This window comes from Campylobacter concisus (genome assembly GCF_902460575.1).
Classification (GTDB): Bacteria; Campylobacterota; Campylobacteria; order Campylobacterales; family Campylobacteraceae; genus Campylobacter_A; species Campylobacter_A concisus_AW.
The window spans coordinates 181,093-199,639 of record NZ_CABPUY010000001.1; the positions used below are offsets into that span (position 1 = coordinate 181,093).

Genomic DNA, 18,547 nt, shown 5'->3' on the forward strand with positions numbered 1-18,547 from the left:
TTAGCCTATTTTGGCCTTTAAAAGCTCATTGACCTTGCCTGGGTTAAAGGCACCCTTGCCCTCTTTCATCACCTGACCGACAAAGAAGCCAAACATCTTATCTTTGCCGTTTTTATACTCTTCTACTTTGTCGGCGTTTGCAGCTAAAATTTGATCTATGATCGCAATGATCGCTGAGTCGTCGCTCACTTGTTTTAAGCCAAGCTTTTCGATGACGCTATCTACGTCCGCATCATGCTCCATTAGATAGTCTAGCACCTCTTTTGCAGCTTTGCCGCTTATAGTGCCATCTTCTATGCGTTTTAGTAAATTTATCATCTTAGCGCTACCAACCGGGCTTGTCTCGATCGTTACGCCGTTATTTAAGCGGCCAAGAAGCTCGACTATGAGCCACGTAGTAGCAAGCTTTGGCTGAATTCCAGCGGCGATTAGCTCCTCAAAATATCTAGCCATCTCAACGCTTTGGGTTAAATTTAGCGCATCACTCTCTTTTACGCCTAGCTCGCTAACATATCTTGCGACCTTTTGCTCGGCAAGCTCTGGAATTTTGATCGCTTCGTTATACATCTCTTCTGGCACTTCAACAGGCAGCAAGTCAGGGTCAGGGAAGTACCTATACTCCGCGCTATCCTCTTTGCCACGCATCGATCTTGTCACTAAATTTGTCGTGTCAAACAGCCTTGTTTCTTGATAGACCTCTTCGTCATATTTGCCATCTTCCCACGCTGCGCTTTGGCGCTCTACCTCGTAATCAATCGCCTTTTGGATAAATTTAAATGAGTTTAGGTTTTTTATCTCAACCCTTGTGTAAAGCTTAGTGTCACCTTTTGGACGGATAGAGACGTTTGCGTCGCAGCGGAAACTACCTTCTTGCATATTTGCGTCGCTGATGTTTAAAAAGCGAAGGATCGAGTGTAGTTTTTTAAGATAAGCCACCGCCTCGTCGCTACTTCTAAGGTCTGGCTCGCTAACTATCTCAAGAAGCGGCGTGCCGGCCCTGTTTAGATCGACCAAGCTCTCGTTTTCTTCGTGGATATTTTTGCCAGCGTCCTCTTCAAGGTGTGCTCTTGTTACTCCGATGCGTTTTTTAGTGCCATTTACGTCGATGATGAGCTCACCACCTTCTACGATAGGTATCTCAAACTGTGAAATTTGATATGCCTTTGGAAGGTCTGGGTAGAAGTAGTTTTTTCTATTAAAGACTGATTTTTTATTTATCTTAGCGTTTATCGCTGTGCCAAAGCTGATCGCCTTTTTAACAGCCTCTTTGTTTAGCACGGGTAGCGCTCCAGGCAGAGCTAGGCAGGTCGGACAAACGTGAGTGTTTGCCTCGTCGCCAAAGCTAGTCGAGCAAGAGCAGAAAATTTTAGTTTTTGTATTAAGCTGAGTGTGAACTTCTAAACCGATAACGACTTCAAACATATTTTTACCTTTAAATTTATGCAAATTTTTAGTGCGTATTTTAGCGATACTTTCTTTTAAAATATCTAAAGGGGAGCTTTGGTAATATATTTATATAGGTTAAAAATGTTTTTGGAGAATAAATTTAAAAGAGAGAAGCCATATAAAAATATGGCTTTAAATTTTAGTGTTCTCCGCTAATAGCGACTGCGCCAGCTAGATAAACGTAAGTTAGCATCATGAAGATAAATGTTTGCAAAACAGCCATAAGTGTTAGAAGTGCAAAGGCTGGAAGTGGAGCAAACCAAGGTGCAAGTGTAAGCATCGCAAGTAAGAACAAGTCATCGCCCTTGATATTACCAAAAAGACGGAAAGATAGCGAAACTACACGTGAAAGATGTGAGATGACTTCGACTGGAAACATAATAGGAGCTAGAAATTTGTTTGGTCCCATGAAGTGTCCAAAGTATTTGAAAAAGCCATTTTCTCTAATGCCCTCAAAGTTGTAGTAAATAAATACAACCAAAGCCAAAACTAGAGTTAAATTTAAGCTTGAGCTTGGTGACTCAAAGCCAGGGATGATGCCGATGACGTTTGAGAAAAATACGATAAAGCCGATAGTTGCGACAAGTGGGAGATATTTTCTAGCTAGCTTTTCGCTACCTAAAGTATCCTTGCCCATAGAGATAACGCCCTCTAAATAAGCCTCAACTATGTTTTGAAGGCCTCTTGGCACAAGCTGCATTTTACTCCTTGCGATGTAAGCAACGATGAGGATGATCAAAGCTACAAGGCAAAAGTGAAACGCGTAGATGAAGGCGTGTGAGTGGTTTAGCAAATTTGAGAATAGAAACAAATCTTTCATTGATTTACCTTAGATTTAGAATTTTGCGTGATTGTAACAAAATTATTGTTAAAACATTTTTAATTTTAAGCCTTGAAGTAGTCAAAAAGTAGTTTGCAAATGGTCGCTGCGACAACTATCAAAAACATCGTTCTAATAAATTTAACCTCTTTTTTGATGACTAAATTTGAGCCAAAATAAGCTCCTAAAATTTGCCCTACAGCCATTAAAAAGCCAACCAGCCAAAGTATCTGCCCACCTGCTATAAAAACACCAAGTGCTACGATGTTGCTAGTAAAATTTAAAGCTTTCGTGTGAGCGACCGCCTTTTTTAAATTTAGCCCAATTAAAGCCACCATCGCAAACATCCAAAACGAGCCTGCTCCTGGGCCAAAAAAGCCATCATAAAAGCCAAGAATTAGTCCAAAAATGACATAAAAAAGCCTCTCATTCATCTTTGCAGCCCTGTCGTTCTCGCCTATTTTTGGCATAAAAAGCGTGTAGATGAAGATGGCGATTAGCAAAAATGGGATGATTATTTTTAAGAAATTTGCATTTAAAAATAAGATAAGTGTCGCTCCAATGGCCGCTCCGATGAATGTAAAAACTATGCCAATAAAGCACTCTTTATAGTTAATCAGCCCTTTTTTAGTGAAATTTAGCGTTGCAGTAAAGCTTCCAAAGACGCCTTGAAGCTTGTTTGTGCCAAGGGCAAGATGAGGTGGCACGCCCATTGCCATGATAGCTGGCAAAGTGATAAGTCCGCCGCCTCCTGCGATCGCATCGATAAAACCACCCAAAAACGCGGCGATAAAAAAGACAGTGTAGCTAAGTAGGTCAAATTCCATTTTTGTTCTTTGTAAATTTAAGTTAAAAAGCGGATTGTAGTTTAAAATTTTGAAATTTCATCTTAGAAACGGGGGTTAAATTTGAGCGCAAAATTTAAAAAAGCCTTTAAACATATAAATTTAAAGGCTTTTTGTGGGGCTTAATTATTTAATAACGCCGCAAAGCATTCTAGCACCGCCACCGCCAAGTGCTTTTGGCTGGTCGCTGTGGTTGTCACCACCGACGTGAACCATTAGTGAGTGACCTTTTAGCTCGTCAAGGTTTTTTATCTTTGGAGCTAGTACTGGGTAGTTTGCATTGCCCTCAGCATCTACATAAAGCGCTGGTAGATCGCCTTTGTGACCCTTATCGTCCCATGCAAATGAGTGCATCTTTGTCTCAGCTGGATCCCAGTGACCGCCTGCTTTCATGCCTAGACCTTTTTCAGTCGCGCCACAATCAGCATTTTGATGAACGTGAAAGCCATGAAGTCCTGCAGGAAGACCTTTTAAATTTGGAAAAAACGCAACGCCGTAGTTTGTCTTAACAGCTACTACTTCGCCAACGCTCTTATCGCCTTTTTCGCTTAGCTCATTAACAGGTATGACTAGATGTTCGCCAGCCTTTGGATCAAAGTGATGACTCTCGTGAGCAAAAAGCAAAGTTCCTAAAACTGCACTTAGTAAAACGATTTTTTTCATACAAGCTCCTTATGGATAAAATTGTATGGTAAGTCTATCCTAAATTTAAAAATTTAGCAATAATTTTTATTTTTTAAGATTTTTTACGATAGTTTCTAGCTCTTTGCTCTGCCCTATCCTGTAAAGCGCAAAGTCGTATTTTATCGGGTCTAGCTCGTCAAATTCTCTAAGTTTTTTTGTAAGCTCCATCACCGCTTTGAAGTCGTAGCTCTTTCTATTTATAAGTCCTAAATTTAGTGAAACCCTATGCGTATGCACGTCAAGTGGCATCAAAAGTCTATCTTTTGGCAAATTTTTAAATAGTCCAAGGTCAATGTCACTATCTCGCACCATCCAGCGAAGATACATATTGTAGCGTTTATATGGGCTTTGTGGCTCTTTATCAAAGCTCTTACCAAAGAAAAACTCATATCCATCCGAGCGGTAAGAATTTAGCCCATATATAAATTTAATAAGCTCATTTACGCCCTCTATCATCTCGCCATTTTTTGCTAGACCTTGGCGCAAAATTTCTTCTATGTCAGCCTCTTTTTTCAGGCGTGAGAGCGTGATGAAAATTTCTCTCACATCATTTTCATTTTGAAAGCGGTATTTGAAATTTGACAGATTTTTCTTGATATTTTGCTCACTCTCATCAAGCAAGCTAAATTCAAGTGAATTTAGAAATTTCACTATCATTTTTGCGTTGCCATAGGCAAATAACGCGCAAATGAGTGCTACGTTTGGCTCTTTAAATTTAGTAGCTACTTGGAGTGGGTCTGGGGCGTCAAATAGCCCCGAATTTGTATTTTTACTAAGTACGTGCGCGTCTAAAAGGCTCTTTAGTTCGCTCATTGTTTTAGTGAAAGAAGGGTGTCAAGCATCTGATCAACGGTCGTGATGATCTTTGCTGCTGCGCCGTAGCTTGCTTGAAAGCGGATCAAGTTTGTAAGCTCTTCGTTGGTATCTACGCCACTTGTTGATTGAAATTCCTCTTCAGCAGTCCTTTGCAAAGATGTGTTTGTGTCGTGGATAGTGTTGTTCGCCTCGGTATCGCTCGCCATATCGGTTGTGAAATAGCGGTAATACCCCTCGATCGTCTCATCTCTATCAAGCGCAGTGCCACTTGAGTAAAATGTCTGCTTTTGGTACTGAAGCTGGATCATCTTGTTTGCAACTTCGTTGTTTCCGACAACTGGCTTTGAGTAGGCACGAAGTTTTGTATGATCTTGGGTGAAATTTTGATTGATACCTATTGTATTTGAGTTTGTACCAGAGAAAAATCTGTTGATACCAACAACGCCTGGGAAATTTGTGCCGTGATCGACTATTGAGATGCTATAAAGCCCTTGAGCTTGCTTTGGTATGAGCGCAAATGTGCCTTGATGCGTGTTTTTATCATAAAAATACGACGCTTCAAAGAAGTCATCGACGTCATTTAGCATGTTGTTGTCGTTATTATCGTCTGAATTTGAGTTAAAATCCTGCACAACAGAGTTGCCGTATTTTGTATCATTCATCGTCGTTGTGCCGTTTATCTCGATAGTTTTTTTAGCTACGACGTTACCCTTGTTGTCATAAACGATAGCATCAAAACTGCCGTTTCTTATGCTGTTGTCGTGGTTCATCAGCGTCTTGTCGTTTTCTAGATAGCTGATCGGATCTGAGTTTGAAATTTCAACCGCAGACTCGGCATAGACGTTGTTTGTGCTAGTTATTAAAGTTTTTGAAAATGTATTTAGGTTGTCGATATATTTTTGGATGATACCATCGCTAAATTTATCATTATCTGGCTCGTAGTTACGGCCCCTAAGATCAAGTGCAGCGCCTATCTTGCCATTTGTGATCTTCTCCTCCATAGGGATGCGTCTGCCATCTTCTCTTTCATAATAAATTTTAGTGTATTGCCCACTCTCGGTTGAGCTCATAGAAATTTCATGAAAATTTACACCATCAACTATGCTCACACCGCCGATATTTAGGTTGTAGTATCTTCCTTGATCGCTTATGCCCGTATCTATCCTTGACTCGCTTTTTAGATCGCTTTTATAAACAGCTGTATTTACTAGCTTTGACATAGCAAGCTCTAGCTCATCGCGCTTGTCGCGAAGATCGTTTGCATTTATTTTGATGCCAGCATCTGCGCCAGATTCAACTCTTTGAATTTGCTTATTGATATTTGCTATTTGCTTGCCAAGTGAATTTATCTCGTTTATGTTTATCTTTATAGTCTCATCTATCTGCGTGTGCATATCATAAAGCATCTTTGATGAGCGGTTGATGCTACCTGTTAAAACGCTAGCTTTGTTTATCAAATTTACCTTTTGAGCGCCCTCGTCTGGGTTTGAAGCAAAGTTGTTCCACGCAGCAAAATACTCCTGTATATCTTTTACCATGCCGTTATCTTTTAGATCTGGGAAGTATTTTGTCGCCTCTTGTAAAATTCTCTGTTTATAGCCTGTATTTTCTAAATTTGATGATGAATATTTTAGTCTTGAATAGGCAAACTCATCGTGAAGCCTTGTCACAGTATCTACTTGCGTACCTGTGCCAACTCCGCCAGGGACTGTGTTCATCGCTGGAGATGCTGACTGGACTACACGCTGCCTTGTGTAGTAGTTACTATCGGCGTTTGTGATGTTGTTTCCAGTTGTGCTTATTTGCACTTGGGCTGCATTTAGCCCTGAAACGCCTGTGCCTAATGACATAAAGATATTAGCCATTTTTTTAAACCCTTGATTTGTAAAAATTATTATCTGTGCCGCTGCCGTCTTGTCCGTATTCATTAGTCTGAGTACCAAAGACTTTTTTGCTAAGCGAGTCGAAAAACTCCTTAACAACAACGACGTGTCTTGCATATTCTTTATTTACTTTATGCAAAATTTCAAGCTTTGAACGCATAAGCACCAGCTTTGACTTCACTTCATCATCTAAAACGCTTGCAAGTGTCGTAGTGCCACTCTCTTTTGAAACCCTTAGTAGCTCTTTATCCAAAGCTCTTTTGGTATCTTCAAAAGCACGCACGAGAGCATTTTTCTTCTTCACGCTCTCATCAACACTTGAGTGCTTCGCCTCTTTTATGTTGGCGATATCTTGCATCGTTAAATTTATAAGCTCGTCTAGCTCGCCTATGGCCTCGTCCAAAAGCTTCTTTATCATTTAAATTCCTTTAAATTTAGAGCAACGCATCAGCCACAGCTTTTGCTGTTTTAGAGATATCTACCTGATAGGTGCCATTTGCTATTGCATCAGCTATCTCTTTTACTCTTGCGTTTTCGTTTGTTTTTACTTCTTTGTTTTCATTTTCAACTCTAGCATCGCTATTTTTATTTAGCGTATTTGCCTGGTAGTTTGGTCTTTGGTTCAAAGGAGTTATCATATCCATACCTCTTAAAATAAAATGTTTATATCACTACATCGGCAAAATATAAATTTACTTAAGAGTCTCTCTTCAAAAAATCGTATAAAAGTTCTGAAAAACCTAAATTTCCACTCAAAGCTTTGCTCATAGCGTCATTATACATAGACCTGTAAATGTCGCTGCCAGCGGCTTTTGGATAGAGTGAGTTCTTGTCATCCTCTTTTAAAGCGATATCAAGAACAGCTTTTACCATAAATGCTTCAAAAGCGTCAGTTTGCTCTTTTAAAAGTGCATCTTGTTTGGCATTTGCATTTTTTATCTTGTTTGCTGAGATGTCATTGTATGAATTTAGTGCTAGGGTGTTGTCTATTTGCATTATATTATCTCCAGATCGACTTGTATCGCGCCAACTCTTTTTAAATTTTCAAGTATCGAGATGATATCACTTGGTGTTGCGCCAAGTTTATTTAGTGCTCTTGTCACGTTTGCAACGGTCGTTTTTTCTCCTGAAATTTTAAGTAAATTTTGACTAGGAGCCACCGAGGTGTCGCTACCTATATTTACATCATTTTGCGCCGCCTCTTCATAGCTGTTTGGCTCTATTTTTATAGTTATGGCGCCGTGAGTTATCACGACTGGACTAACTACTGCGTTTATACCGCTAACTATCGTGCCAGTTCTCTCATCAACTACGATTTTCTCATCTGGCTTATACTCCACGTCAAGATCAAGCACAGCGCTCGCAAGCTCGATGATGCTAACGTCATCTGGCTTTTTAACGATAACCGTTCTTGGATCTATCGCCTTTGCAGTATCGTCTGAGATGTTTGCATTTATGGCGTTTTGGATATCAAGAGCGGTTTTGAAATTTGTATCTTTTAGGCTTAGCTTTATGCTATCTTGGTTGTAGATATCGTAAGTAACCTCTCGCTCCACAAGGGCACCATTTAAGATAGTACCAACGGTTGGGTGGTTGCCGCCACTTCTGCCTGCGCTTTTGCCACCGATGCTTAGAGGTCCTTGAGCCAAAGCGTAGATATCGCCATCAACGCCTTTTAGTGGAGTCATAAGAAGTGTGCCACCTTGCAAGCTTTTTGCATCGCCGATAGATGAGATCTCGATATCAAGCTTGTCGCCATGCCTTGCAAATGCAGGCAATTTTGCTGTCACCATAACAGCAGCTGCGTTTTTAGACTTGATATCATCTGGATTTATCTTGACATTTACGCCTTGAAGCATGTTTGATAGCGACTGGATCGTAAATTTTGACGTTGAGCCATCCCCTGTGCCGTTTAGTCCGACGACTAAACCATAGCCTATTAGCTGGTTATCCCTTACTCCAACGATGTTTGCAAGCTCTTTTATCTGCGTAGCAAAGGCTGAAGTAGCTATCACTGAAGCTGCTACAAAAGATAAAAATTTATTCATATTTTTTCCTAAAATTTAGCTATTTTAGGTTTTTAAAGCAAAAGATGTTCCAAAATTTACTGAAAATAAGAGAGAGAAGTGGCTCCAAATTTTTTAAATTTAACAAGCTTATACGCAGAAATTTCATCGCCAAATTTAAAGTCGCTGTTATGCTCAAAAACTATCATATAAATTTTCTCTTTTTTTAGCTGTGAGATCAAATTTACGAGCTTTTCGTAGATATCATCAAAGCCAGCTCTTATGTCAAATGGCGGATCAAGATAGAGCAAAACCTTGCCATTTTGCGAATTTACAAGATCAGGCAAAAGCGCAAAGCTGTCGCCATTTATAGCTTTTAAATTTGGACTTTGCAGGCTTGCAAGGTTACTTTGCGTGATCTTAAAAGCAGCCCTATCTTTTTCGATAGCGATAGCCTCGCGTGCTCCGTTGCTAACGGCCTCGCTTGCCATCACGCCGCTTCCGCCAAAACCCTCTATAAATGTAAGTGAGTAAATTTCATCTCTGATGACGTTAAAAAAGGACTCTTTTACGATGCTTTTTGTGCTTCTTGTCGTGCTTAGACTTGGCAATTCAAGCCTTTTGCCTTTAAATTTACCACTTGATATTTTGGTGTAAAGTTTCACTGATTTGCCCTTAAAATTTCAAACAGATCGGCTTTAAATTTATCAATTAAGAGTGATACTTTTTGCTCCAAACTCTTTTCATTTACTATCTGATCTGGCTCTTTTGCCTTTGAAATTTGCGTGGCTGAGTAAAACTCCTCGAGTGTATCAAGAAGAGTGGCTCTTGTGAATGGATGAGAAAGATGGGCGTTCTTACCTATTATAAATAGCGGTTTTTTTGTGACGATCTCGCGGTCACTTACTACAAAATCACAATCCTTATGATGAGCGGCTAAATTTCCACAAAAAAGCAGTAAGGTCTTTTGCAGCAAAATGCAGTCGCATTCAAATGAAATTTTCATATCCCGTCCTATAAATTTTGCTCGATTTTAACCTAAATAATCAAAAATTTATATAAATACTAAAGGAATTTAAAATTTTACCGATGTAGGAGCTAGCGTAAGTTTTAAGGAGTAAAACTATGGAAATTTTCAAAGCAGCGGCAAATCAAACACTTGATGCAAGCATGAGCACGTCGGCTCAGCGTCAAATTGATAGCAGACCTATCGAGCACTCAGATGTCAAAGTAAATGCCGATAAAAACGGCAAATCAAAGGATGCTAACGAGCTTGACGGACTTAGCAACGAGGATCTTGCTAGAAAGACAAGAGAGGTCACTGATAGGCTAAACTATCAGATGCAGCAGCTCGATACTAATGTAAGATTTGCTTACAACGAGAAGTTAAATTTAATGGTAGTGCAAGTAAAAGACGCCAAAACAGGCGAAGAGATAACACAGCTTCCGAGCAAAGAAGCTATAAAAATCAGCGAGTATTTCAAAGAAAGTATCGGAATACTTTTTGACAAGGAGAGTTAAAAATGGCAGTAGGTAACGTAACAAATTTAGGCATCGGTACAAAAAATAGCGGCCTAAACGATGAGCTTATCAAGAAACTAAAAGAGGCTGATGAGGCCGGACAGATCAAACCACTTACAACAAGACTAGAGAAAAATGAGCTTAAGCAAAAGGACCTTGCGGCGCTAAAAACTCTTGTTAGCAACGTAAATGTTAGTGGTAAAACACTTGGCGGCGAGGCACTTTATCTAAAAAGAAATACAAATAACGCTGGCAAAAGCGTCACAGCTTCAGCGGCAAACGGCGTTAGCGTGCAAAGCTTTAGTATCGATGTGCAAAAACTTGCTCAAAAAGATACATTTCAAAGCAAGAATTTCAAAAATTCTTCAAGCATGGTGGGTGCGACAAATACTGGCTCGTTTGATGTTGAGATCGATGGACAAAAATTCTCTATCGGCGTGACAAGATCTACAACGTATCAAGATATCGTTGATAAGATAAATGACGTAAGTGGCGGTAAATTGCAAGCTAGAATTTTAAATGTTGGTGGCGATAAACCAAATCAAATAATGCTTCAATCAGGCAGCACTGGCGCTACACAGACTATCAAATTTTCAAACGACACTGCTGGCGTTTTAGACAAGCTTGGCTGGGATGATACGCAGTTTCAAGACACAGACGAGCACGGCACAGCGCTAACAAATCCTGATGGCACGCCAAAGATGACATCAAATTTGGAGAAAAATAGAATTCTAAAAGCGCAAGATGCAGAATTTACATATAACGGCGTAAATATCAAAAGAAGCAAAAATAGCTTTGATGATCTAAGACCGGGTGTAAATATCACGCTAAATGAGACTGGCAAGACAAATGTCAGCATCTCTCAAAACACTGAAGAGGTCGTAAAAGCGGTTGAAGAGTTTATAAAAGACTACAACCTAATGACTATGAACCTTGAGATCGCTACAAAATATGACGAAGAAAAAGGTGCTGGTACTTTTCAAGGTGTGAGTGAAATTTCAAGCCTTAGATCAAACATCGGACGTCTAGTAAATGGTCAAGATAGCGAAGGTAAAGCGCTAAGTAAATTTGGCATAGTACCAGATAAAGACGGTCAGCTTCAGCTTGATCTAAACAAATTTAACGCAGCTCTTAGCAAAGATCCAGAAGAAATTCAGAAATTTTTCATGGGTTCAAGCAAGACCGAGCCGATAAGTTACATGGGTAACTCAACCGTTAGCGCAGGTGCGTTAAATATCCAAGCTGGCGATCTAACGATAAATGGTAAGTCAGTTATATTTTCAACCGCAGCTGGCGGGACAGTTGAGGACAACGCTCTAAAGCTTCAACAAGCCATCAATGACGCTGGTATAGACGGTGTCACAGCTAGCCTTGATCAAAGTGGCAAGAGGATCATCTTAAAAAGAAGCGATGGCGAAAATATCGAAGTAAAAGGCAAAGCTTCTGCACTAGCAACTCTTGGTATGAGTGAAGCCACTGTAAATCCAGTGACTAAAAAAACTGATGGACTTTTTACAAAGCTAGCTAAGATGCTTGATGGTGCTGTTGGCAAAGAAGGTACGATGATCGCTATGCAAAATCAGCTAAAAGATGAGAGTGAGTCTATCACTAAAAACAAAGAGAGCACTCAAAAGCTTTTAGATGAGAAATATACAACGATGCAAGAGCGCTTCATCAAGTATAACGCTATCATCGCAAGTTTAGAAAATCAGTTTGCTACATTAAAATCAATGATAGATGCTGAGCTAAACAATAAGAACTAAGAGAGAAAAATGAATCAAAGTGCATATAGTGCATACGCACAGTCGAGTTTCGGGGGCATCGAGTCCCCGACTAAATTAATAGAAATGCTTTATGACGGAATTTTAAAATTTATATTTCGCACAAAAAAAGCGATCGAAGCTGGAGATATAGAGAAAAAGGTCTATTATATAAACAGAGCAAACGCTATCTTTGTCGAGCTTTTAAACTCGCTTGATTATTCTCAAGGCGACGTGGCTCACTACCTTAGCGGACTTTATACAAGACAGATGCAGCTTCTTGCTATGGCAAATATCCAAAATGATATTAACGCGCTAAATGAAGTAACAAATGTCGTAAAGCAGTTATCAGAAGCATGGAGGGAGGTAACATCAGGTGAATAGCTGGATCAATGAATTTAAGCTAGCGTTAATAAACGAAGATACAAGAAAGCTAGCTGCACTATCACAAAGCTTTAGCGAAGATATGTTTAAAAGCTTAGCTGCAGCTGAAGAGGCAAAGGCCTTGATAGGTGGTGCGATAGAGCTTTTTAAAACTAAATCTTCACACATCCAAAACGAGCTTACAAAGCTACAAAAAGCTCAAAAATACGTAAAAAACTAATCTAAACTCAAACTTTCAAGGCACGGTATATTTGCCGGTTCTGTCTTGAAAAACTTTCAAATTTACTAACTGCTTGCTACTTGAAATTTACTCTAAATTTAAGCGAAGGCACGGCGTTAAGCCGAGTTCTGTCTTGAGCGATCATTTATCTACGCTTGCTTTTGCAAACAAGCTCTAGCGAAGGGTTTTAATATAAGACCAAAACCATCCCTTCTTGCTGCAAGTTGGGTTTATATGGCCGCGCAAGTTACCAAGCGCGCCGGTGGGCTCTTACCCCGCCGTTTCACCTTTACCGCCGAAGCGGAAGTTTGCTTTCTGTTACACTATCCCTTAGGTTTCCCTAGCCATCCGTTAGATGGAACTTTGTCTTATCGCAGCTCGGACTTTCCTCTTTTACAAGATGCAAAAGCGACCGCTTACCGTGCCAGAGCGTGATTATATTTAAAAATATATAAATTTACCCTGCGGCTAAATTTTTCATCAAATTTTCTAAATTTATCTCGGGAATTTTTTTGATTTTTGGGCCTAAATTTTGTCACAACTTGGTATGAAATTAATTTTTTTATTTAATCTTTTTAAAATTTCTTTACAAAATCAAGAGTAAAACGCTCCAAATTTCACTTTTTTGTTATTTTGCTTTGAAGCTTAAATAAATATAATAAAATAGACGACAAATCAACAAAACGATACAAATTTAAATTTTAATCCCTCAAAAGCGCAATTTTCTTGCTTTTACCAAACTATAAATTTTGCTTAAAAAGCTAAATTTAAATAGCAATTTTTTATAAATTTTTACTCCAGTTTCATAAAAGTTATAATTATAAATACAAAGCAAACAAAAATTTAAAATTCGTTATTTTTCCCCAAAATTCTATATGTTTTACGAGAAAAAATTTGTATAATAAACCCTTAAAATCTAAACCAAGGAGGATATAGATGAATTTGCGTAGCATCTTAGTCAAGGTCTCAGCGATCATCGCTTTAGTTCTTGCCATTTGTATGGCTTGCTTTGTATTTTTTATATCACATGTCTTAGAGCGTGAGATCAAGGAGGGAGTAGAAACAACTATCCAGCAAAACGTTGCGCTTGCGATGGACACAGTTGAGCTATTTGATGAAGATAACGAAGATAATGCAAAACTATATATGCATGTCTTAAAAGAGGCTTTAGGTAATATAAGAGCCACTAGCCAAACCATAAAAACAGAAAACGACGATGCTGTAGAGCTTATCTCAGATAAAATGGGTGTGCTAAATAACAACCATGAAATTTCTGATAAGATCAAAAAGCTAACAAACGGCGGTATCCCAACCATCTTTGCAAAATCAGGCAATGAATTTGCTGCTGTATCTACCTCACTTTTACTAGATGATGGCAGTAGAGCGCTTGGTATGCTAAATAAAACGATCTATCCAAAGATGATGAACAAAGAGACATATGTTGGAGCTCTAAATATTTTTGGTAGAAACTATATGTGTGTTTATGAGCCAGTCATTCAAAACGGCGAGGTTGTAGCAGTTTTATTTATAGGTTATGACTTCACTGAAGGCCTAGAAGATCTTCAAAAGACAATGGCACAAATGAAGCTAGGCGAGCGTGGATACTTCTCAATCTTTAATACAAAGACAAATGTCTATGACATCCACCCAAAACTAGCTGGCAAAGCACCAGAAGGTCAGCTAAAAGATATAGTTGATGATATAGTAAAAACTAAAGAAGGTGTCAAACTCATAAATGTTGATGGAGTTGAGAGAGTAGTTGCTTTTGAGCCATTTGACAAGCTTAACTGGATCGTGCTTGGCTCAGCTGTTACTGATGACTTTTTAACACCTCAAAAAGTAGTTAGCAAAAACTTCATCATCGCAAGCATTATAGTTACATTGCTTCTTATCATAGTATCTATCTTCTTGCTTAAAAAGCTAGTTGCAAATCCTATCGATAGACTAGGAGCAAATTTAAATGCTATAACATCTGACTTTACTCTTAAAATCCCAATCTACGGCAAAGACGAGATAGCTAAAATAAGCAATGATATAAATAACTTCATAGAGCGCATAAGAGTGCTTATAAGCGACACTAAAAATCTTTCAAGTGAAAACAGCTCAGTTGCAAACGAGCTAAGCTCTACATCTCTTCAAACAGGCAAACGCGTAGAAGAATCAACCCAGATCGTTGAAGAGACAAATCAAAGATGCAAGTCTATGCAAGAAAGCATGAAAGAGTCTTTAGCGGTAGCTCAAGCTGGCAAAGACGACCTTCAAAAGGCAAGCACTCATATAAAAACAGCTACCGAGGCTATCAGATCTCTATCATCTCAGATCATAGACTCTGCTAATGTAGAAAATCAAATGGCTGGCAAGATCGAGCAGCTTAGCCGTGATGCTGAGCAGGTAAAATCAGTCCTTGTGGTTATAAATGACATCGCTGATCAGACAAATTTACTAGCTCTTAATGCAGCCATTGAGGCAGCACGTGCAGGTGAGCATGGACGTGGCTTTGCAGTCGTAGCTGATGAAGTTAGACAGCTAGCTGAGAGAACTCAAAAATCTCTAACAGAGATAAATGCAACTATCAACGTTATCGTTCAAGCGATCAATGATAGCAGCGAGCAAATGGGCATCAACTCTAAACAAATTCAAGAGCTTACCCACGTGGCAAGCGAAGTTGAAAAGACGATAAATGATATGAGCGCAACGATGAATAACGCCATAGCGATGTCTGATAAGACTATGCAAGACTACATCGCAACTGGTAAGAATGTAAATGAGATCATGGATGGCATCTCAGATATCAATCAAATTTCATCTGAAAATGCTAGAAGCGTAGAAGAGATAGCTTCTGCGGCTGAACATCTAAATAAGATGACAGATGCGCTAAATACAAAACTAAGTGTCTTTAGAACTTAAGTTTTTATTTCTTAAGCTAATATTTTTAGGTCTAGCTTTGGCTAGACCTTTTTAAATTTCACCTAGCTAAATTTAGCTAGCTAGCCTTTTTAACCTATCTTTATAAAACTAGTAAAAATTTGGCTTGATAGATTATATCTCTTATCTTCGCTAAATTTTTACGTTGTTTCTACTTGCAGTTGCTATCACAAGAGAAAAAACTCTTAAAAAATATTGCGATACTTTGCCTTAAATTTTTGCATTAAAATTCATAATTAAATTTTTAAATTTTTCTTACTCAACCATGTATACTAAAAATACAAACCACTATAAATCTCTAAATACTAAGCTGTAGCGCAAGATATGGGAAGCTTGTGAGCGACAGACGATTGCAAAATGCGGATCTTTTAAGCTTATTTTCGGATATAATTGGCTCTTAAATTTAAATATCTTTTAAAAGGAATAAAGGAATGGCAAATATTTTTCTTTGCTCCTACTTCGCGGAGGTTGCGAGCAAGATCAATGAAGTGGTAGATTTTCAAGGTAAGCATGTTGCTTTTATCGATACTGCAGCAAAATTTGAAGAGGTGAATTTTTACGTAGATGAAGCGGTGAAAATTTTGGAAAAATTTGGTGCGAAGCTGACTCGTATTGATATTTCTTGTGTTAAAAACTTGGTTACGCAGATTTCTGAATGTGATGAGTTTTGTGTTGCAGATGATAAAATTTTAGCTACTATTAATAAGTGCGACATCATTTATGTAAGCGGTGGAAATACATTTTATCTGCTTAATGAGCTGCGAAAATCGTGCGCCGAACAAGCTATAAAAAACGCGGTTAAAGCTGGTAAAATTTACGTCGGTGAGTCAGCAGGGGCGATCGTGGCCGCACCAGACACGAGATATGCTACGCTTATGGATAAAAGTAGTGTAAACATGAGTGATTTTACAGGATTAAATTTGGTTGATTTTTGCGTAGTGCCGCACTTTGACTGTGAGCCTTTTGTGGAGGCTACTCACGAGATAATGGAGAAATTTGGGGACTTGTACGATTTGCGACCTATAAATAATGCTGAATTTATTGCGCTTTGAGATAAAAATTTATGCGATCTCTGATAAAACATACGCCAAATATTTACTCAGAGCATTTTCCCTATAAAATCACTTTTTGTCTGCAAATCTGCCTTATAAATAAAGAAAATAATTAAAACGCAAAGTTTAATTTTTAAGGCTAGAAAATTAAGCAAAAACCGCCATAATTTCGCTCTGGCACGGTAAGCAGTCGCTTTTACACTACGCAAAAGAGGAAAGTCCGAAAATTTACCCTACTCAAATATATTTTTATGCAAAATTTCTTCTAATACGACTGTGGCGTATGAGCCCTTTTGAAGTGTGAAATTTAAGCTAAAATGAGCGTTTTCTTCGTTGTATTTGTAGCTTGTATTTTCAAGATACGCCCAGTTAAAGCGCCTTGAACCAGCGATCTTTGAAGTAAGCAAAAACGCCTCAGCGAAAATTTCATCCTCAAGCTCTTTTGCTACGCCGCTTGCCTCATAGGCCTTTGCACCGACAATGAGACCAAGGCTTGTGATATCGCGCCTAGCAAATCTTTGCGCCTCTTGATCTAAATTTTCACACAAAAAGAGCTTACCAAATGGATAGTGCCCCAAAACCTCTCCAGGAAGCAGCTTAAAAAAGCTCTCCTGCGACTTCATCACCTGGAGAATTCCTTTGCTAAATTTTTTATAAATTTCGCCTAGCTCATTTAGGCTAAAGTCGCTTACAAACCTTGAAATTTCGACCCTTTTGCTAAGATAGCGGTTAAAAAGATCACTTTGATAGGCTGAGATCAAAAAGTCATTTAGCTTTACATTTTTACTCTTTTTGCCATTTATCGTGCCGTTTTTAAGAAGTTCTAGCCCAGTTACTGCGTTGTCGCCAAATTTACCAAAGCGCTGATAGCCAAAGTAGTTTGCATAGCCCATTTTATCGATATTAGTAAATGCCTGCTCGAGCTTTTTAGCGCTACTTGGCAGCACCTTTTTTAGGCGGATAAAAAAGCTATTGCCCTTTAGATGTCCGATGTGAAGCTTGTTTTTATGCACGTTTAGGTTTAAAATTTTCATCTTTTCGTGGCTAAAGTTTGCAAGCGCACTCTCAAATTTACGAGGCATAGAGATAAACTGCGTAGTCATGCCTTGCTTGTCCTTTAGCCCAGCATAGCCAAAGTCACGCATTTTTGCCCCTGTAACCTCGCTTAAGGCGTGCAAAGCATCGCTTGTCGTCATATCTTTTTTAGAAATTTCAACGATCAAGTGCTCGCCGTCGCCACTAAATTCATAAAGTGGTATCTCGCGCACGACAAAATCATCTGAATTTTTAGAAAAATATGCCTCGATGGGCGCATGAGTGAGCGCATAGAGCGGCTTAAAAGTGGTGGCTTCTTGCATTTTGTCTTAACCTTTTGTGTGAAATTTTTGCAAAGATATTGATCTTTGTCCTAGTTTTTGCGGCGATCCTTTTGATAGCGCTTAAATTTTTAGGGCTAAAGGTAAATAAAACCTCATACTCCTCGCCGCTACTAAGCTCAAATTTGCTTAGTTTTTTTGTAAATTTAGCGCCCTTTTTGCTAGCTTTTAAAAGCTTGCCAAGGTCGGTATTTAGCCCATCTGAGATATCCATGGCAGAGTTTATAAGATGAGCTGCTTTGTAAAAAAATTTATCTCTTAAGATAGGTCTTTTAAAGCGTGAGTTTTTAGAAATTTGAGCCAGTCTTAAAAGCGAGTTTAGCCCCTTTTGGCTGCCTCCAAGCTTACCAGTAAATGCGATAAGATCGCCAAATTTAGCATTTTTTCTAAGCACAGCCCTGCCCTTTAGCTCGCCGATCACGCTAACGCTTATGTTTAAAATGGGGCTACTTATCGTGTCGCCGCCTATTATCTTTACGCCAAACTCCTCGCACGCCCTATTTATGCCCCTACTTAGCTCGTCTATCTGCCGAGGTGTGAAGCTCTTAGGCAGACTAAGCCCAAGAAGGGCAAATTTAGGCTTTGCGTTCATTACGATCGTATCTGAAAAATTTACGATCATCGCCTTGTAGCCGATCTCTGCAAGGCTTAGCCAACCAAGCTTAAAGTGCGAATTTTGCGCAAAAATGTCCTTGCTAAAGACCATTTTGCCAGCAACCGCCGCATCATCGCCGATATATGCGTTACTAAAGCGTTCAATCGTAAAATTTTCTTTATCCATTGAGCTATTATAATGAAACTCCTTTTAA

Annotated in this window: 19 protein-coding genes, 1 other RNA gene and 2 pseudogenes; 7 read left to right on the top strand and 15 right to left on the bottom strand. The window is 39.0% G+C overall.

Features of this window, described 5'->3' with window-relative positions:
• From gatB to F3G76_RS00905, 12 genes are all read right to left on the bottom strand, one after another.
• A complete protein-coding gene (gene gatB / locus F3G76_RS00850) occupies positions 1-1,422 on the bottom strand; it encodes an Asp-tRNA(Asn)/Glu-tRNA(Gln) amidotransferase subunit GatB (RefSeq protein WP_103610122.1) in 1,422 nt (473 codons plus the stop codon).
• A gap of 163 nt (positions 1,423-1,585) precedes the next feature.
• Positions 1,586-2,266, bottom strand: a complete 681-nt coding sequence (locus F3G76_RS00855; RefSeq protein ID WP_149705658.1) for a F0F1 ATP synthase subunit A — start codon at positions 2,264-2,266, stop codon at positions 1,586-1,588.
• A 65-nt stretch (positions 2,267-2,331) separates the two neighbouring features.
• Complete coding sequence (locus F3G76_RS00860) at positions 2,332-3,093, bottom strand: TSUP family transporter (protein WP_149705659.1); 762 nt, start codon at positions 3,091-3,093, stop codon at positions 2,332-2,334.
• Positions 3,094-3,237: 144 nt separating this feature from the next.
• Positions 3,238-3,774, bottom strand: a complete 537-nt coding sequence (locus F3G76_RS00865) for a superoxide dismutase family protein (RefSeq protein WP_103607469.1) — start codon at positions 3,772-3,774, stop codon at positions 3,238-3,240.
• A 66-nt stretch (positions 3,775-3,840) separates the two neighbouring features.
• Positions 3,841-4,608, bottom strand: a complete 768-nt coding sequence (locus tag F3G76_RS00870; protein ID WP_103607470.1) for a TIGR02757 family protein — start codon at positions 4,606-4,608, stop codon at positions 3,841-3,843.
• Complete coding sequence (flgK, locus tag F3G76_RS00875) at positions 4,605-6,476, bottom strand: flagellar hook-associated protein FlgK (RefSeq protein WP_103558154.1); 1,872 nt, start codon at positions 6,474-6,476, stop codon at positions 4,605-4,607. The genes F3G76_RS00870 and flgK overlap by 4 nt, the downstream gene beginning before the upstream one ends.
• A gap of 4 nt (positions 6,477-6,480) precedes the next feature.
• Positions 6,481-6,912, bottom strand: a complete 432-nt coding sequence (locus F3G76_RS00880; protein WP_002942314.1) for a flagellar export chaperone FlgN — start codon at positions 6,910-6,912, stop codon at positions 6,481-6,483.
• A gap of 16 nt (positions 6,913-6,928) precedes the next feature.
• Positions 6,929-7,132 carry a flagellar biosynthesis anti-sigma factor FlgM gene (locus F3G76_RS00885; protein WP_035142326.1) on the bottom strand — a complete coding sequence of 68 codons (204 nt, stop codon included), beginning with the start codon at positions 7,130-7,132 and terminating at the stop codon, positions 6,929-6,931.
• A 58-nt stretch (positions 7,133-7,190) separates the two neighbouring features.
• A complete protein-coding gene (locus F3G76_RS00890; protein WP_002942304.1) occupies positions 7,191-7,490 on the bottom strand; it encodes a rod-binding protein in 300 nt (99 codons plus the stop codon).
• Positions 7,490-8,542 (bottom strand): flagellar basal body P-ring protein FlgI, encoded by a 1,053-nt coding sequence (locus F3G76_RS00895; RefSeq protein WP_002942326.1) that lies wholly within the window; start codon positions 8,540-8,542, stop codon positions 7,490-7,492. Before F3G76_RS00895 ends, F3G76_RS00890 begins: the two co-directional genes overlap by 1 nt.
• A 56-nt stretch (positions 8,543-8,598) precedes the next feature.
• Positions 8,599-9,165, bottom strand: coding sequence for a 16S rRNA (guanine(966)-N(2))-methyltransferase RsmD (gene rsmD / locus F3G76_RS00900; protein ID WP_012001655.1), 567 nt, complete (start codon positions 9,163-9,165; stop codon positions 8,599-8,601).
• Positions 9,162-9,506: an ornithine carbamoyltransferase gene (locus tag F3G76_RS00905; RefSeq protein ID WP_149705660.1), complete on the bottom strand. Its 345-nt coding sequence runs from the start codon at positions 9,504-9,506 to the stop codon at positions 9,162-9,164. The genes rsmD and F3G76_RS00905 overlap by 4 nt, the downstream gene beginning before the upstream one ends.
• 119 nt (positions 9,507-9,625) lie before the next feature.
• On the opposite strand from F3G76_RS00905, the gene flaG reads away from it, so the two are divergent.
• From flaG to F3G76_RS00925, 4 genes are read left to right on the top strand one after another with little or no spacing between them, the layout of a single operon-like run.
• Positions 9,626-10,021, top strand: a complete 396-nt coding sequence (gene flaG / locus F3G76_RS00910) for a flagella length regulator FlaG (RefSeq protein ID WP_002942325.1) — start codon at positions 9,626-9,628, stop codon at positions 10,019-10,021.
• Positions 10,022-10,023: 2 nt separating this feature from the next.
• The gene (gene fliD / locus F3G76_RS00915; RefSeq protein WP_149705661.1) at positions 10,024-11,784 is read left to right on the top strand and encodes a flagellar filament capping protein FliD; all 1,761 of its coding nucleotides are present in this window, start codon (positions 10,024-10,026) and stop codon (positions 11,782-11,784) included.
• Between the two features lie 9 nt (positions 11,785-11,793).
• The gene (gene fliS, locus F3G76_RS00920; RefSeq protein ID WP_009293744.1) at positions 11,794-12,165 is read left to right on the top strand and encodes a flagellar export chaperone FliS; all 372 of its coding nucleotides are present in this window, start codon (positions 11,794-11,796) and stop codon (positions 12,163-12,165) included.
• The gene (locus tag F3G76_RS00925) at positions 12,158-12,385 is read left to right on the top strand and encodes a hypothetical protein (protein WP_149705662.1); all 228 of its coding nucleotides are present in this window, start codon (positions 12,158-12,160) and stop codon (positions 12,383-12,385) included. Before fliS ends, F3G76_RS00925 begins: the two co-directional genes overlap by 8 nt.
• A 101-nt stretch (positions 12,386-12,486) precedes the next feature.
• On the opposite strand, the gene rnpB is transcribed toward F3G76_RS00925, so the two are convergent.
• An RNA gene (gene rnpB / locus F3G76_RS00930) (RNase P RNA component class A) lies at positions 12,487-12,813 on the bottom strand.
• A 571-nt stretch (positions 12,814-13,384) separates the two neighbouring features.
• On the opposite strand from rnpB, the pseudogene F3G76_RS11055 reads away from it, so the two are divergent.
• The 3 genes and pseudogenes from F3G76_RS11055 to F3G76_RS00940 form a co-directional block, all read left to right on the top strand.
• Positions 13,385-14,215: pseudogene (locus F3G76_RS11055) on the top strand (Cache 3/Cache 2 fusion domain-containing protein); the annotation flags it as partial.
• A gap of 24 nt (positions 14,216-14,239) precedes the next feature.
• Positions 14,240-15,292: pseudogene (locus F3G76_RS11060) on the top strand (methyl-accepting chemotaxis protein); the annotation flags it as partial.
• 449 nt (positions 15,293-15,741) lie between these two features.
• Positions 15,742-16,362, top strand: coding sequence for a Type 1 glutamine amidotransferase-like domain-containing protein (locus F3G76_RS00940; RefSeq protein WP_103575076.1), 621 nt, complete (start codon positions 15,742-15,744; stop codon positions 16,360-16,362).
• A 233-nt stretch (positions 16,363-16,595) separates the two neighbouring features.
• Here the strand turns inward: F3G76_RS00940 and truD are convergent, their stop codons facing one another.
• Together truD and F3G76_RS00950 are read right to left on the bottom strand one after the other, a co-directional pair.
• Positions 16,596-17,720 carry a tRNA pseudouridine(13) synthase TruD gene (gene truD, locus F3G76_RS00945; RefSeq protein ID WP_103559046.1) on the bottom strand — a complete coding sequence of 375 codons (1,125 nt, stop codon included), beginning with the start codon at positions 17,718-17,720 and terminating at the stop codon, positions 16,596-16,598.
• The gene (locus tag F3G76_RS00950) at positions 17,698-18,519 is read right to left on the bottom strand and encodes a thiamine-phosphate kinase (protein WP_149705664.1); all 822 of its coding nucleotides are present in this window, start codon (positions 18,517-18,519) and stop codon (positions 17,698-17,700) included. Before F3G76_RS00950 ends, truD begins: the two co-directional genes overlap by 23 nt.
• Positions 18,520-18,547: the final 28 nt, after the last annotated feature.